Origin of the sequence: Mycobacterium seoulense (assembly GCF_010731595.1) — a bacterium.
Taxonomy (GTDB): Bacteria; Actinomycetota; Actinomycetes; order Mycobacteriales; family Mycobacteriaceae; genus Mycobacterium; species Mycobacterium seoulense.
The window spans coordinates 5,311,294-5,324,362 of the sequence record NZ_AP022582.1; the positions used below are offsets into that span (position 1 = coordinate 5,311,294).

Annotated in this window: 13 protein-coding genes; 6 read left to right on the forward strand and 7 right to left on the reverse strand. The window is 70.1% G+C overall.

Annotation, left to right across the window (positions count from 1 at the left end):
* Positions 1-5 precede the first annotated feature (5 nt).
* The 3 genes from G6N37_RS24800 to G6N37_RS24810 are packed head-to-tail and all read right to left on the reverse strand — an operon-like array spanning position 6 to position 3,183.
* The gene (locus tag G6N37_RS24800; RefSeq protein WP_163684053.1) at positions 6-809 is read right to left on the reverse strand and encodes a class I SAM-dependent methyltransferase; all 804 of its coding nucleotides are present in this window, start codon (positions 807-809) and stop codon (positions 6-8) included.
* Complete coding sequence (locus G6N37_RS24805) at positions 806-1,648, reverse strand: class I SAM-dependent methyltransferase (protein ID WP_163684055.1); 843 nt, start codon at positions 1,646-1,648, stop codon at positions 806-808. Before G6N37_RS24805 ends, G6N37_RS24800 begins: the two co-directional genes overlap by 4 nt.
* Complete coding sequence (locus tag G6N37_RS24810) at positions 1,645-3,183, reverse strand: MFS transporter (RefSeq protein ID WP_163684056.1); 1,539 nt, start codon at positions 3,181-3,183, stop codon at positions 1,645-1,647. The genes G6N37_RS24805 and G6N37_RS24810 overlap by 4 nt, the downstream gene beginning before the upstream one ends.
* A 78-nt stretch (positions 3,184-3,261) precedes the next feature.
* Between G6N37_RS24810 and G6N37_RS24815 the strand changes: the two genes are divergently transcribed.
* Positions 3,262-3,903, forward strand: a complete 642-nt coding sequence (locus G6N37_RS24815; RefSeq protein ID WP_163684057.1) for a winged helix-turn-helix transcriptional regulator — start codon at positions 3,262-3,264, stop codon at positions 3,901-3,903.
* Positions 3,904-3,906: 3 nt separating this feature from the next.
* Here G6N37_RS24815 and G6N37_RS24820 read toward each other — a convergent pair whose 3' ends face one another.
* Positions 3,907-4,473 carry a TetR/AcrR family transcriptional regulator gene (locus G6N37_RS24820; protein WP_197745719.1) on the reverse strand — a complete coding sequence of 189 codons (567 nt, stop codon included), beginning with the start codon at positions 4,471-4,473 and terminating at the stop codon, positions 3,907-3,909.
* Positions 4,474-4,614: 141 nt separating this feature from the next.
* Between G6N37_RS24820 and G6N37_RS24825 the strand changes: the two genes are divergently transcribed.
* From G6N37_RS24825 to G6N37_RS24840, 4 genes are all read left to right on the forward strand, one after another.
* A complete protein-coding gene (locus tag G6N37_RS24825) occupies positions 4,615-5,811 on the forward strand; it encodes an acyl-CoA dehydrogenase family protein (protein ID WP_163684061.1) in 1,197 nt (398 codons plus the stop codon).
* Between the two features lie 57 nt (positions 5,812-5,868).
* Positions 5,869-7,428 (forward strand): glutamine-hydrolyzing GMP synthase, encoded by a 1,560-nt coding sequence (guaA, locus tag G6N37_RS24830; RefSeq protein ID WP_163684063.1) that lies wholly within the window; start codon positions 5,869-5,871, stop codon positions 7,426-7,428.
* A 170-nt stretch (positions 7,429-7,598) separates the two neighbouring features.
* Positions 7,599-8,279: a hypothetical protein gene (locus tag G6N37_RS24835; RefSeq protein WP_163684065.1), complete on the forward strand. Its 681-nt coding sequence runs from the start codon at positions 7,599-7,601 to the stop codon at positions 8,277-8,279.
* 36 nt (positions 8,280-8,315) lie between these two features.
* The gene (locus G6N37_RS24840; protein WP_276066873.1) at positions 8,316-9,860 is read left to right on the forward strand and encodes a DNA polymerase Y family protein; all 1,545 of its coding nucleotides are present in this window, start codon (positions 8,316-8,318) and stop codon (positions 9,858-9,860) included.
* Here G6N37_RS24840 and G6N37_RS24845 read toward each other — a convergent pair.
* Both G6N37_RS24845 and G6N37_RS24850 read right to left on the reverse strand, forming a co-directional pair.
* Positions 9,851-10,315, reverse strand: a complete 465-nt coding sequence (locus G6N37_RS24845) for a hypothetical protein (RefSeq protein ID WP_163684066.1) — start codon at positions 10,313-10,315, stop codon at positions 9,851-9,853. The two genes, G6N37_RS24840 and G6N37_RS24845, sit on opposite strands and share 10 nt — an antisense overlap.
* Complete coding sequence (locus tag G6N37_RS24850) at positions 10,296-11,345, reverse strand: nucleoside hydrolase (RefSeq protein WP_163684068.1); 1,050 nt, start codon at positions 11,343-11,345, stop codon at positions 10,296-10,298. The genes G6N37_RS24845 and G6N37_RS24850 overlap by 20 nt, the downstream gene beginning before the upstream one ends.
* A 39-nt stretch (positions 11,346-11,384) precedes the next feature.
* Between G6N37_RS24850 and cmaA1 the strand changes: the two genes are divergently transcribed.
* On the forward strand, positions 11,385-12,272 hold the full coding sequence (gene cmaA1 / locus G6N37_RS24855; RefSeq protein ID WP_163684069.1) for a cyclopropane mycolic acid synthase CmaA1: 888 nt from the start codon (positions 11,385-11,387) through the stop codon (positions 12,270-12,272).
* A gap of 36 nt (positions 12,273-12,308) precedes the next feature.
* Here cmaA1 and G6N37_RS24860 read toward each other — a convergent pair whose 3' ends face one another.
* A complete protein-coding gene (locus G6N37_RS24860; protein ID WP_163684070.1) occupies positions 12,309-13,052 on the reverse strand; it encodes a 2OG-Fe dioxygenase family protein in 744 nt (247 codons plus the stop codon).
* Positions 13,053-13,069 lie beyond the last annotated feature (17 nt).

Here is a 13,069-nt window from a genome sequence, read left to right on the forward strand (position 1 = left end):
GATATTCAGCGCCTGCAAATGGCCTGGACGGCCCGCAGGCGTCCGTCGGCAAGGGCGTGGGTGAGATTTTCGACTTTGCGTGGGAAGTCGGTGACGAAGGCGTGCAGGCCCAGCGGGTTGGCGGGCTGCGCCACGAGGGCCCGCATCACCGAGGCCGCCTCGTCGGTGAGGTCCTTCCAGTGTTCGACGGTGAACCCCGCCGACTCGACGGTGGCCCGCAATTCGTTGGGGGTGACCAGATGGCTGCGGCTAGGGTGATCGGCCCACGGCAGCGGATAGTCGAGTGGGGTGCCATCCCCAATCGCGATGTCCCACAGCGCAAGTAGTCCGCCATCTTTGAGCACCCGCCGTGCTTCAGCGTACAGGCGCGCCTTGTCGGCGATGTTCATCTGGACGTGCTGGCTGATGGCGGAGTCGAAAACCGCGTCGGGAAAGGGGAGTTCGGTGACGTCCGCTTGATGAACGGAAATCCGATCGTCGAGGCCGACGAGTCGATTGAGCCAGCGGTTCGTTTCGCAGTACTCGTCGGTGAGGTCGACGGCGGTGACCTGGCTGCCGTAGCGCCCGGCGATGTAACGGGCGGTGCCGCCGACCCCGCTGCCGGCGTCGAGCACGGCGCTCTCGCCGGTGATCTGCGCCAGCTCCACCAGCTGCGCGGTGGCGATGCGACCCATGGTGTGGAAGTCCTCCAGCAGGCCCAGGTCGGCGGGGGCGAGGCGGTCGAGGTCCTTCCCGGCGGAGCGTAGCGCCTGCTCGATGTTGTTGCGCGACAGGCCGGTCGAGTACTGGCTCTGGATCGTCTGGTTCATTTTTGCACCTTTGTCCATGCGGTGATGATGGGTGGCATCGTGATGAGGGCGTTGGCCGCGAGGGCCTCCTCCCGGAAGCGCGGCACGAAATTGTCGATGTCGGCGACCTCGTCGATGGCGAAGCCCCCTTGTCGTGCGATGGGGGACACCAGCCGCCAGACCTCCGCGGCGTAGGCCAGGATGTCGGTGTCGGCGGCCGTGCCGATCGGTGTGCCGAGGGTCAGCCGCGGCGCGCCCAGGCCGGCGTCGGCGAAGATCGTGTGCAGCGTGGTGCCGAACCGCGGACTGAGGCCCATGGCTTCGAAGGCGCGCACGATGCCCTCCGTCACCTGTCCGAACAGCGGCATGTCGGGGACGCTGCTCGCCCCGGTGATGTCGTTCTCGGAGAACGCGATCACCCCGCCGGGGCGAACCAACGAGCTGAGCCGGCGCAGTGTGGCGGCCGGGTCGGGCAGATGCATCAGGATCAACCGGCCGACGACCGCGTCGACGGGCTCGTGGACTTCGATCGCGTCTATCGCGCTCTGGATGAAGTGCACTGTGGACAAGCCTTGTTCGGCGGCGCGGGCGCGGGCCAGCTCGATCATCTTCGGGGCGGCGTCAACGCCCAGGACGCTGCCCGCCGGACCGACCAGCCGGGCGGCGATGAACGACACGTCACCGGGCCCGCAACCGATGTCGAGCACACGCATGCCCGGCCGCAGCCCGGCGAGTCGCAGCGCATGCTCGGTGTAGTGGTCGTACAGCCGGCCCTGCAGGAGCAGTCGCTGCACCTCGACGTCGGCGTGGCCCAGGACGTACGTGCTGCCGGTGGCAGACGACGACGGCGTCGTACTCATCGCGCATCGATCCTCTCCCGTGCAGGTGCCGGTTGGCCGGCCCGGGCGGGTAGCAGCCAGCCGACGATGATCGCCGCACTCAGCGCGATGCCCGCGCATACCAGGGAACTCACCTGCAGGCCGTCCAGGAATGCGTGATTGACGACGCCGCGGACGTAGCCGGCTTGTGACACCGGCAGCTGCTCGATCACCCCGTGCGCCAAGGCCATCGAGTGCCGCATCGGCTCGACGGGCAACCCCGGCAGGGCTGTCGCCCCGAGATGTCCCGAGTACACCGAGGCGAAGATGCTGCCCGCGATGGCCACGCCGAGCGTCCCCCCGAGTTCTCGGGTGGTGTCGTTGACGGCCGAGCCGACCCCGGCCTTGTCGGCGGACAGCGACCCCATGATCGCCTCGGTGGCCGGTGAAACGGTCAGGCCGAGGCCGCCGCCGAGCAGCAGCATCTGCGTGGCGATCTGGGTGTACGGCGTGGCGGCATCGGCGGTGGAAGCCCAGGCCAGCCCGGCGGCGAAGACGGTGAGGCCGGCGGCGACGACGCCGGTGCTGCCCACCCGTTCCACCAGTCGGGGACCCGCGATGCTGGCCAGCGCGATGGAGCCGGCGACCGGGAGCAACCGCACCCCACTCTGAAATGCGGTGTAGTCCTTGATGAATTGGAAGTACTGGGTGATGACGAAGATGAATCCGAACAACGTCAGGAAGCCGGCGGTCACCGCGAGGCTGCCGCCGGAGAATCGGCGGTTGGCGAACACCGACACGTCCAGCATGGGGTGGGTGCTGCGCCGCTCCCACAGCGCAAAGCCGGCGAGAACCATTGCGGCGACGGCGAATCCGGCCGCGGTCCGGACGTTGGTCCATCCCCAGGTGGGCGCCTCGATGACGGTGTAGACCAGCGCCGTGATGCCGACCGCGGACAACATGAGGCCGGGGACGTCGACGCGCGGGGCCGCCGGGTCGCGCGACGTCGGCACGAACAGGGCGCCCCCGACGATGGCCAGCGCGGCGATCGGGATGTTCACCATGAAGATCGACCCCCACCAGAAGTGTTCGAGCAGCCAGCCGCCGCTGATCGGCCCTACGGCCACCCCGACTCCCACCATGGCCGCCCACAGCCCGATTGCCTTGGCGCGCGGTACCGGGTCGGTGAAGATGTTGGTGATCAGGCCCAGCGTGGTCGGGAAGATCACCGCCGCGCCCACGCCCATGGCGGCGCGGGCCGCGATCAGCGCGTCGGACGAATGCACCTGTGCCGCAACGCCGGAAGTCACAGCGAACAGGGCGAGGCCGAGGCTCAGAGCGCCGCGTCTGCCGTACCGGTCGGACAGGCTGCCCGCCGAGAGCAGCAGGCCCGACATCACCAGGGTGTAGGCGTCGACGATCCATTGCAGCTGCGCGGTGTCGGCGCCGAGGTCGCGCGACAAGGTGGGCAGGGCGACGTTGACGATGGTGGCGTCGACGCTGATGACGAAGACCGCGAGGCAGATGACGGCGAGCGCGGCGATCGGGCGGTTCCGAAGCAGGGGTTCGTTGCTCATGAACAAGACGGTAAAGCTAGAAGACAAACAAATCAAGTAAAGAGTAGAAAAAGTTGTCTGTCGTGCTAGGATGGGCCGGTGGCGTCCCGCAGGAACTACAACCAGAACTGCCCGATCGCGCGCGGCCTCGACGTCCTCGGCGAGCGGTGGACCCTGCTGATCCTGCGCGAGCTGGTCGGCGGAGCCCGCCGCTACGGGGACCTGCGCGACGCGCTGCCCGGCATCGCGACCAATCTGCTGGCCGAGCGGCTCAAGGAGCTGCAGGAGGCCGGGCTCGTCGAAAGGACCGACCTGCCCGCCCCGATCGGGCGCACGGTCTACACGCTGAGCGACATGGGCTGGCAACGGGTGCTGCCGGTGTTGCGAAGCGTCGCGTTGTTCGGGTTGGACCGGCTGGACCCGATCGGGGACGGCCCGGCATCGCCGTTGAACGGATTCCTGGCCGGATTCCTGCTCGGCTTCGATTCGGGCGGCGCGGCCGGGCTGGAAGCGACGATCCGTATCGAGATCGACGGCCGCCGTTTCGAATTCGCGGTGACGCAATGCCGGCTCGCCGGCGCTCGCGGTGAACCCGCGGTGACGATCACCGCCCAGGCGGCGGATCTGGTCGCCGCACGCCTCGGGACCAGCGACGCCAAGCGCAAGGCGGCGCTGCGGCGCGTCACCTTCGATGGGGACCCGGACACCGTCGGGGCGGTGCGTCGGGCGTTTGCGCTGTAGAGCTCACTGTTCGAGCAGGGCGGCGATCCACGCCTGCGCGATGAACTTGCCGTAGCGCGTGGCCGACCAACCGCGTTCGAGGACGAGCAGCTCGTACAGCTCGGGTGCGTGATACGTCCACAAAATGTCACGCGCCTGTCTGGCGCTGACCCGGAGCTGTCCCGTGCCGGCCAGATCGGAGGCGAACATCGTCATGCCGGTCAGGGTTTCGTCCCTGATCTGCTTCCACACATTCGCGGCGTCCGGAGAGGAGGCCGCGCCGTCGCGCGCGAGCAGCTGGACCGGTGCGCTGCGCGGCATGCTGGCGGCCAGGTGCTTGGCGTAGAGCTCCAGCTTGTCGACTGCCTCGGTCGCGTTGGCCACATTCTGGATGACGTCTCGCTCGACCATCGGGATCGGTTCGTCGTCGCCGGCCACGGACACATCGAAAAGTGCTTTCAACACGCCCGCTTTCGTCGAGAAGGCCTTGTACACCGTCTCGACTGAGACGCCCGCGTCGCGGGCGATCTCGCCGATGGTCGTCGCCGCATAGCCCTGGGCCAGGAACCGCCGCCGGGCGGCCGCCAGCACCGCATGCCGGTTGTGCTGTGCCTGCTGTCTGCGACGGGTGGAGTCGTACCGCCGTGGAGGCTGGCGCTTGACAGATCCCATAATTCAGTACATTCGCCTATATCTAATACAAATCACTGTATCAGAAGTGGGGAGCTCGACATGACAACCGCAACCCGCCACGCCGCCGGCATTCCGGACGTCCGCCATCCCGCCGACGTGGCGCGCGCCCTGGCACCGGAAATCTCGCGGCGCGTCGCCGAGGCCGAAACGCTCGGCGCCTTGCCGATCGACTTGGTCGAACGGATGCGCGCCGCCGGTGTCTTTCGTGCCCTGCAACCACGCTCTCTCGGCGGATTCGAAGTGGCCCCGATCGCGTTCGTCGAGATGATCGAGGAACTGGCGCGCGCCGACGGTTCGGTGGGCTGGCTCGCGGCCATCGGGGCGGGCGCGCCCGCGTTCACCGCGTGGCTCGAACCCGCTGTCGCCGCAGCGCTGTTCGGCCCGGACGCCGACTTCCTCGCGGCGACGGTGTTCGCCCCCACCGGGCGTGCCGTCCCGGACGGCCGTGGCCACTTCGTGGTCGACGGCCGGTGGCCGTTCGCCAGCGGTTGCCGCCATGCCGAATGGATGCTGGGCGGGATGTTCGTCCTCGACGGTGACGCCCCGCGCATGATCGCCGAGCAGGGCCCGGACTGGCGCCTCGCGTTCTTTCCACGTGCCGACGCCGAGATCGTCGAGAACTGGGACGTCCTGGGGCTGCGCGCCACCGGCAGCAACGACGTGGTCGGCCGAGATCTCGACATCGCCGAGGAACACACCATCAGCCCCTTCTTCCGGTCGGCCCGCCACGACGGGCCGCTGTGGCGGTTACCGTTCTTCACGCTCGTGGGAGTAGGCCTAGTCGGTGTCCCGCTCGGGATCGCGCGGCGCGCACTCGACGAATTCGCCGAGCTGGCGGTGACGAAGACGCGTGCCGGCACGTTCGAGCCGGTCGCCGCCGACCCCGCCGCCCAAGTCGAATTCGCCCGTGCCGAAGCCGGTTTGAAGTCCGCCCGCGCCTTCGTTCTCGACGAGGCCGGCGCTTTGTGGGAAACCGCCCGCGCCGGCGATCCGCCGTCGCTGGTGCAGCGCGCCGGCTTCCAACTCGCCGCCCAACAGGCGATGCGCGCGGCGCTTCAAGCGGTGGATGCGGCGTTCAACCTGACCGGCGCCAGCGCGGTGCATGCGGGCCACCCGCTGCAGCGATGCTTCCGCGATATCCACACCGTCAGCCAGCACGTGTACTTCAGCCCGGCGGCCCTGAAGCGCTACGCCGGTACCCGATTCGGGATCGCTCAACCGACGCACCTGATGTGACGCGGCGACGGTACGGCCCCAGCCGGGCGGTCATCGCCAGCCACTAAGCTGGCAGCCGTGGAAACATCCTCCCCGCGGCCCGTGCTGGTGGTCGATTTCGGCGCCCAATATGCGCAGTTGATCGCCCGGCGCGTCCGAGAGGCGCGGGTCTTCTCCGAGGTCATCCCGCACACCGCCTCGATCGACGAGATCAAGTCCCGCCAACCGGCGGCGCTGGTGCTCTCCGGTGGGCCGTCCAGCGTCTACGAGGAGGGCGCGCCGCAGCTCGATCCGGCGGTGTTCGACCTCGGCGTTCCCGTGTTCGGCATCTGCTACGGATTTCAGGCCATGGCGCAGGCCCTGGGCGGGACCGTCGCCCGCACCGGCACCAGCGAGTACGGCCGCACCGAGTTGAAAGTGGTTGGGGGCGAGCTTCATTCGGGGCTTCCGGGCATCCAGCCGGTCTGGATGAGTCACGGTGACGCGGTCACGGCCGCGCCGGACGGATTCGACGTGGTCGCCAGCAGCCCGGGTGCGGCGGTGGCGGCCTTCGAGAACCGGGCACGCCGGCTGGCCGGCGTGCAGTATCACCCCGAGGTCATGCACACCCCGCACGGTCAGCAGGTGCTCAGCCGGTTCCTGCACGACTTCGCCGGGCTGGGCGCGGACTGGACGCCCGCCAACATCGCCGAGGCCCTGGTCGAGCAGGTGCGAGCACAGGTCGGTGACGGCCACGCGATCTGCGGGCTGTCCGGCGGGGTCGACTCGGCGGTGGCCGCCGCCCTGGTGCAGCGTGCCATCGGCGACCGGCTCACCTGTGTGTTCGTCGACCACGGGTTGTTGCGCGCCGGCGAGCGCGCCCAGGTGCAGCGCGACTTCGTGGCCGCCACCGGCGCCAACCTCGTCACCGTCGACGCCGCGGACACCTTTTTGGCCGCGCTGTCCGGGGTGACCAATCCCGAGGGCAAGCGCAAGATCATCGGACGGCAGTTCATCCGCGCGTTCGAGGGCGCGGTGCGAGATATCCTGAGCGACACCGGGTCTGAGGTCGACTTCCTGGTCCAGGGCACGCTGTATCCGGACGTGGTGGAATCCGGCGGGGGCAGCGGCACCGCCAACATCAAGAGCCACCACAACGTCGGCGGCCTGCCCGACGACCTGAAGTTCAAGCTCGTCGAGCCGCTGCGGCTGCTGTTCAAGGACGAGGTGCGCGCCGTCGGGCGTGAGCTCGGACTGCCGGAGGAAATCGTTGCGCGCCAGCCCTTTCCGGGCCCCGGCCTGGGTATCCGGATCGTCGGCGAGGTCACCGCGCGGCGGTTGGAGACCCTGCGGCGCGCCGACTTGATCGCGCGCGAGGAACTCACCGCCGCCGGCCTGGACAACATGATCTGGCAGTGCCCGGTGGTGCTGCTGGGCGAGGTCCGCTCGGTGGGTGTGCAGGGCGACAACCGCACCTACGGGCACCCGATCGTGCTGCGGCCGGTCTCCAGCGAGGACGCCATGACCGCCGACTGGACCCGGGTGCCCTACGAGGTGCTGGAGCGCATCTCCACCCGCATCACCAACGAGGTGGCCGAGGTCAACCGCGTGGTGCTGGACATCACCAGCAAACCTCCCGGCACCATCGAGTGGGAGTGACCGGCGGGGCGAAATCCCCGCCACATCACACCCATCCGCCCCACCGGTATCGATCGCATAAAGCCGCCCCTCGCGTTTCTTGACGGTTGTCGGAGGGCGGGTGTTTACTCTCAATTAGTCGAACATACTTTCGAAAATGGTCGTGCGAGAGCGGTGGTAGGAGGCTGGTCATGACTGCGGCTTTCGCCCCGGATCAACGCCGGGAAACCCGCGTTGAGCAGCTCGAATCGCTGCGCCGACGGATGGCCGTGATCGCCGGGAAGGCGCCGGGGCCCGCATCCGGCCGCGCCGGCGACCTGCTGCCGGAAACGGAATCCCAGCTGGCGCTGCCGCAGTGGCTGGCGGAGTCGCTGCCGGCGCCGCTGCCGCGGGGGACGGTGGCGGTGCTCTCGGGCGCCCGGTCGCTGCTGCTGGGCATGGTGGCCGCGGTGACGGCGGCGGGCGGCAACGTGGCAATCGTCGGCCAGCCGGACATCGGACTGCTGGCCGCCGCGGAGATGGGGGCGGATCTGAGCCGGCTCGCCGTGATACCGGATCCCGGCAACGATCCGGTGGAGGTGGCCGCGGTGCTCGTCGACGGCATGGATCTGGTGGTCCTCGGCCTGGGCGGGCGCCGGGTGCCGCATACCCGGGCGCGGGCGGTGGTGGCGCGGGCCCGCAACAAGGGGTGCACCGTGTTGGTCACCGACGGCGACTGGCAGGGGGCACCCACCCGGCTGGAGGCCCGGGTCTGCGGCTACGAGATCACGCCGGGGAGCCGCCCCGGATTCGGTCGGATCAGCCGGGTGCGGCTGCAGGTCAGCGGGGTGTGTGCGGGACGACGGGTGACCACCCGGGCACGAGCCGGGTGAATTCCGGTGACATCCCGGGTGTTGGCCATCTGGTGCATGGACTGGCCGGCGGTCGCGGCGGCCGCGGCCGCCGGCCTGCCCGCGACGGCCCCGGTGGCGGTCACGCTGGCCAACCGGGTGATCGCCTGCTCGGCGGCCGCCCGGGCGGCGGGGGTGCGGCGGGGGCTGCGGCGCCGGGAGGCGGCGGCGCGGTGCCCGCAGCTGCACGTCGGCACCGCCGACGCGGACCGCGATGCCCGCTTCTTCGAGGCGGTCATCGCGGCGGTGGACGACCTGGTGCCACGCGCCGAGGTGTTACGGCCCGGGCTTCTGGTGTTGCCGGTGCGCGGCGCGGCCCGCTATTTCGGCTCCGAGGCCGACGCCGCCGAGCGGCTGATCGACGCGGTGGCCGCAGCCGGCGCCGAGTGTCAGGTCGGGGTCGCCGACCGGTTGTCCACCGCGGTCTTCGCCGCGCGGGCGGGCCGGGTGGTCCCGCGGGGCGGTGACGCGAAGTTTCTGTCGGTGCTGTCGATCCGCCAACTGGCCACCGAGCCGAGCCTGTGCTGCCCGGGGCGCGAAGAGCTGACGGACCTGTTGTGGCGGTTGGGGATTCGCACCATCGGACAGTTCGCCGCGCTGTCGCCCACCGATGTGGCGTCCCGGTTCGGCGCCGACGGGGTGGCCGCGCACCGGTTGGCCCGCGGCCAACCCGAGCGCGGCCCGTCCGGGCGGGAGCCGCCCGAGGAGCTGGAGGCCGTCCTGGACTGCGACCCACCGATCGACCGGGTCGACGCCGCGGCCTTCGCCGGTCGCTCGCTGGCCGGCGCGCTGCACCGGACGCTGATGGCCGCCGGGGTGGGCTGCACCCGGCTGGCCATCCACGCCGTCACCGCCAACGGCGAAGAGCTGCACCGGGTCTGGCGGTGCGCCGAGCCGTTGACCGAGGACGCCACCGCCGACCGGGTGCGCTGGCAACTGGACGGCTGGTTGAGCAGCCGGACCGCGCGCAACCCCCGCCCGACGGCGGCGGTGACGGTGCTGCGGCTGCAGGCCGTCGAGGTGGTGTCGGCCGGGGCGCTGCAGTTGCCGCTGTGGGGCGGCCTGGGGGAGGAGGACAGGCTGCGGGCCCGCCGGGCCCTGGTGCGGGTGCAGGGCCTGCTCGGCCCGGAGGCAGTACGGGTGCCGGTGCTGTCCGGCGGGCGCGGGCCGGCCGAGCGCATCACGTTGACTCCGCTGGGTGACGAACTCCTCCCGCGGGCCGACCCGGGTTTGCCGTGGCCCGGCCGGCTGCCCGACCCGTCACCGGCGGTGTTGCTCGACGACCCGGTGGAAATGCTTGACGCCCAAGGCAACCCGGTGCGGGTGACCAGCCGGGGACTGTTCTCCGCCGACCCGGTAGCGCTGATGGTGCACGGCCGGGACGAGCGGCTGCACTGGTGGGCCGGGCCGTGGCCGGTCGACGAGCGGTGGTGGGATGACCGCCCGGTGGGCGGCCAAGGGGGTAGTCGCACCGCCCGCGCGCAGGTCCTGCTGGAGGGCGAGCGGGCGTTCCTGCTGTGCTATCGCCAGCGGCGCTGGTATCTCGAGGGCAGCTACGAGTAGGCCGGCTCGGCGCGGGCCGCCTGCGCCTGAGCCATCAGCCCGGCGCCGCCGGGCAGCGCGCCCACGACGGTGCGGGCCAACCGGTCGCGCCCGCTGACGCCGTCGGTCCTGGCCTTGCCGGCGCGCAGATGGCGCCAGCCCAGGCCCGCCCACGACGCCGCGACGGCGGCGTCGGTCACCCCGCCGCGGGCCCTCCGCCGATCGACCACGGCCAGGCCGAGCGCGCTGGCGGAGTGCACGGCGTCGACCCAGACGCCGGCCGCCAGCACCTCCGGGCCCGGGTTCACTCCCGACAGCAACGCCTGGCCGAGATGGCGAGCGCCCAGGATCCGGGTGACGACGAGCGCCTTGCGATCGACCTGCACCCCGTGGATGTGGTCGAGCACCTCGGACGGGGCGGCCAGCAGCACGGCGCCCCATCCCGCGCGCAGGACTTCAATGAGACGAACCTTCATGGAATAGGGGTAACCCGCGCGCGAAGGGCCCAACCCGTTCGATGTACCGGTCGAAGAAGGCCGCCGCGTCCACGTCGACGCCGATCAGCGCGTTGGGGTCCCGGCGGCCTGACCAATCGGTCACCGTCATGGCGCGGGTCAGCGTCCCCGTGAGTTCGATGTCCACCGTCGCGGGACGGGTGGTGACGAGCCCCGGATCCAGCGCCACGGCGGCGGCCAGCGGATCGTGCAGATGCGCCTGGTATCCGTGGCCGATGTCGTGGTAGGCCTCCAGGTAGAACCGCATCGCGTCCTCGATCACCCGGATCAACGGATTGGACGCCGTGGACCGGGTGCCGGGCTCGTCCTTGTCGCTCATCGGCGTCGCCGTCGACCCGGCGGCGGCCGCCAGCCTGGCGAGGTGATCCGGCGTCATCGCCACCTGGCGGGTCAGGTCCAGGCCGCACAGGATCGGAAGACGCTGTCGGCCAACGACTTCGGCGTCCCAGGCGGCCAGCACCTCTGCCGCGGCCTCGGGGTCCACGCTGATGTTCCACTCCGCGACCGCGGTGGTGTTGCCCCGGTGATCGTAGGAACCGCCCATGACGACCAGTCGGCGCAGCAGCCTCGGCAGCTCCGGTTCGGCGCGCAGCGCCAGCGCCAGATTGGTCAGCGGGCCGGTCGCGACGCCGATGAGCTCGCCGGGGAACGCGTGCGCGGCGCGCACCCAGGCGGTCGCCGAATCGTGGTCGGTGAGCCGGTGATCGGTGGGCGGCAGGTCGGCGTAACCCAATCCCCTCGGCCCGTGGACCTTTGACGGCAGGCGCATCGGTCCGGTCAGGGTTTCACCGGCACCCCGCGAGACCGGCACGCCGGTGACACCGCACAACTGCAGCAGGCCCAGATTGTTCTCGCAAACCTGCTGCACCGCAACGTTTCCCCCGGTGGAGGCGATGCCGACCACGTCGGCGTCCGGGCTGGCGAACAAGTAGATCAGTGCGAGCGCATCGTCGACGCCGGTGTCGACGTCGACGAAAACGGGCGACTTCATTGTGTCCAAGATACTCAGACCGGCGGTTAGGCTGTCACGATGCCAACGACGTCGGAGCCCCCCGAGGGGACAGATCTAACGCCGCACTTCGACGATGTGCAGGCCCACTACGACTTGTCGGACGACTTCTTCCGGCTGTTCCTCGACCCGACCCAGACGTACAGCTGCGCCTACTTCGAGCGCGACGACATGACGCTGGAAGAAGCGCAGATCGCCAAGATCGATCTCGCCCTCGGCAAACTCGGGCTGCAACCGGGCATGACCTTGCTGGACGTGGGCTGCGGTTGGGGCGCCACCATGATGCGCGCCGTGGAAACCTACGACGTCAACGTCGTCGGCCTCACCCTCAGCCGCAACCAGGCCCATCACGTCGAGCAGTTGATCGCCGAGTCCGACAGTCCCCGCTCGATGCGGATCCTGCTGCAAGGCTGGGAGCAGTTCGATGAGCCCGTCGACCGGATCGTGAGCATCGGCGCCTTCGAGCACTTCGGGCACGAACGCTACGACAAATTCTTCAGCCTGGCGCATGGCCTGCTGCCCGACGACGGGGTCATGCTGCTGCACACCATCACCGGGCTGCACCCGACGGAGATGGTCGAACGCGGCATGCCCTTGTCGTTCCTGTTTGCCCGCTTCGTCAAATTCATTGTCACCGAGATCTTCCCGGGCGGGCGGTTGCCGTCGATACCGATGGTGCAGGAGCGCGCGACCGCGAACGGCTTCACCGTGGGCCGCGTGCAATCGCTGCAGCCGCATTACGTGAAGACGCTCGACATCTGGGCCGCCGCATTGCAGGCGCACAAGGACCAGGCCATCGCGGTGCAATCCGAGGAGGTCTACGAGCGGTACATGAAATACCTGACCGGTTGCGCCGAGATGTTCCGCATCGGCTACGTCGACGTCAATCAGTTCACGCTGCTCAAGTAATTCCCGGCGCACCGCGCGGGCGGCCACCGGGACCTACTACGGCCAGGCCGAGGCGAAGGTGATCACCAGGACGTCGCGCTGCGCCGGGCCCGAGCCGTCGATCGGCCGGATCGGGGAGACGCCGTGCAGGGTGCGGCGGTCGTCGCCCAGCATCAGCGTGCCGGGCTCGGCCAGCGTCGTCGCCAGCAGCTGCCGGCCGTCCAGGTCGCACACCGCGCTCTCGCCGCCGATGGCGTTGCGCCGCCCGACCAGCAGCGAGCTGACCAGGGTGACGCCGTCGCGGTGCATGCCCTCGGGCGTGGGATGGCCGCCCTCGTCCGTCAGCGACCGAATCCGGAACGGATGGACCTTGACGTTCCACTCCGCCACCTCGTCGAGGGCCGCCGCCACCCGGGCCAGCAGCCCGATCAGCTTGTGCAGCAAGGGATCCCGGGCAAACGCATCCGTCAGCGGTTCGAAGTCGCGGTCCCTGCCGACGTAGAGGGGGTTGGAGTCCTGCGGCTGCACGAACGTGGTCCTGGGCATCGGGCGCAGCACGCCATCGCGCAACGAGTACCGGCCATACCGGCGCATTCGCTGCACACCGAGCTCGGCCGCGTAGGGGTCCGGGCCCAGCTGCTGCCAGTGCCGGGCGAACCGGGTCCACTCCTCGCGGGCCGCGCCGAGGCTGCGCGTTACGTCGAGCGAGGACATCACCGCGGCGCCCGTCGTGGCGACCAGCCGGGCCGCGGCGGCCACCGGGTCGGCGTCCGCCCGCTTCTCGGTAAGAGTCCGGGTCATCGCGCCGGAATACCGCA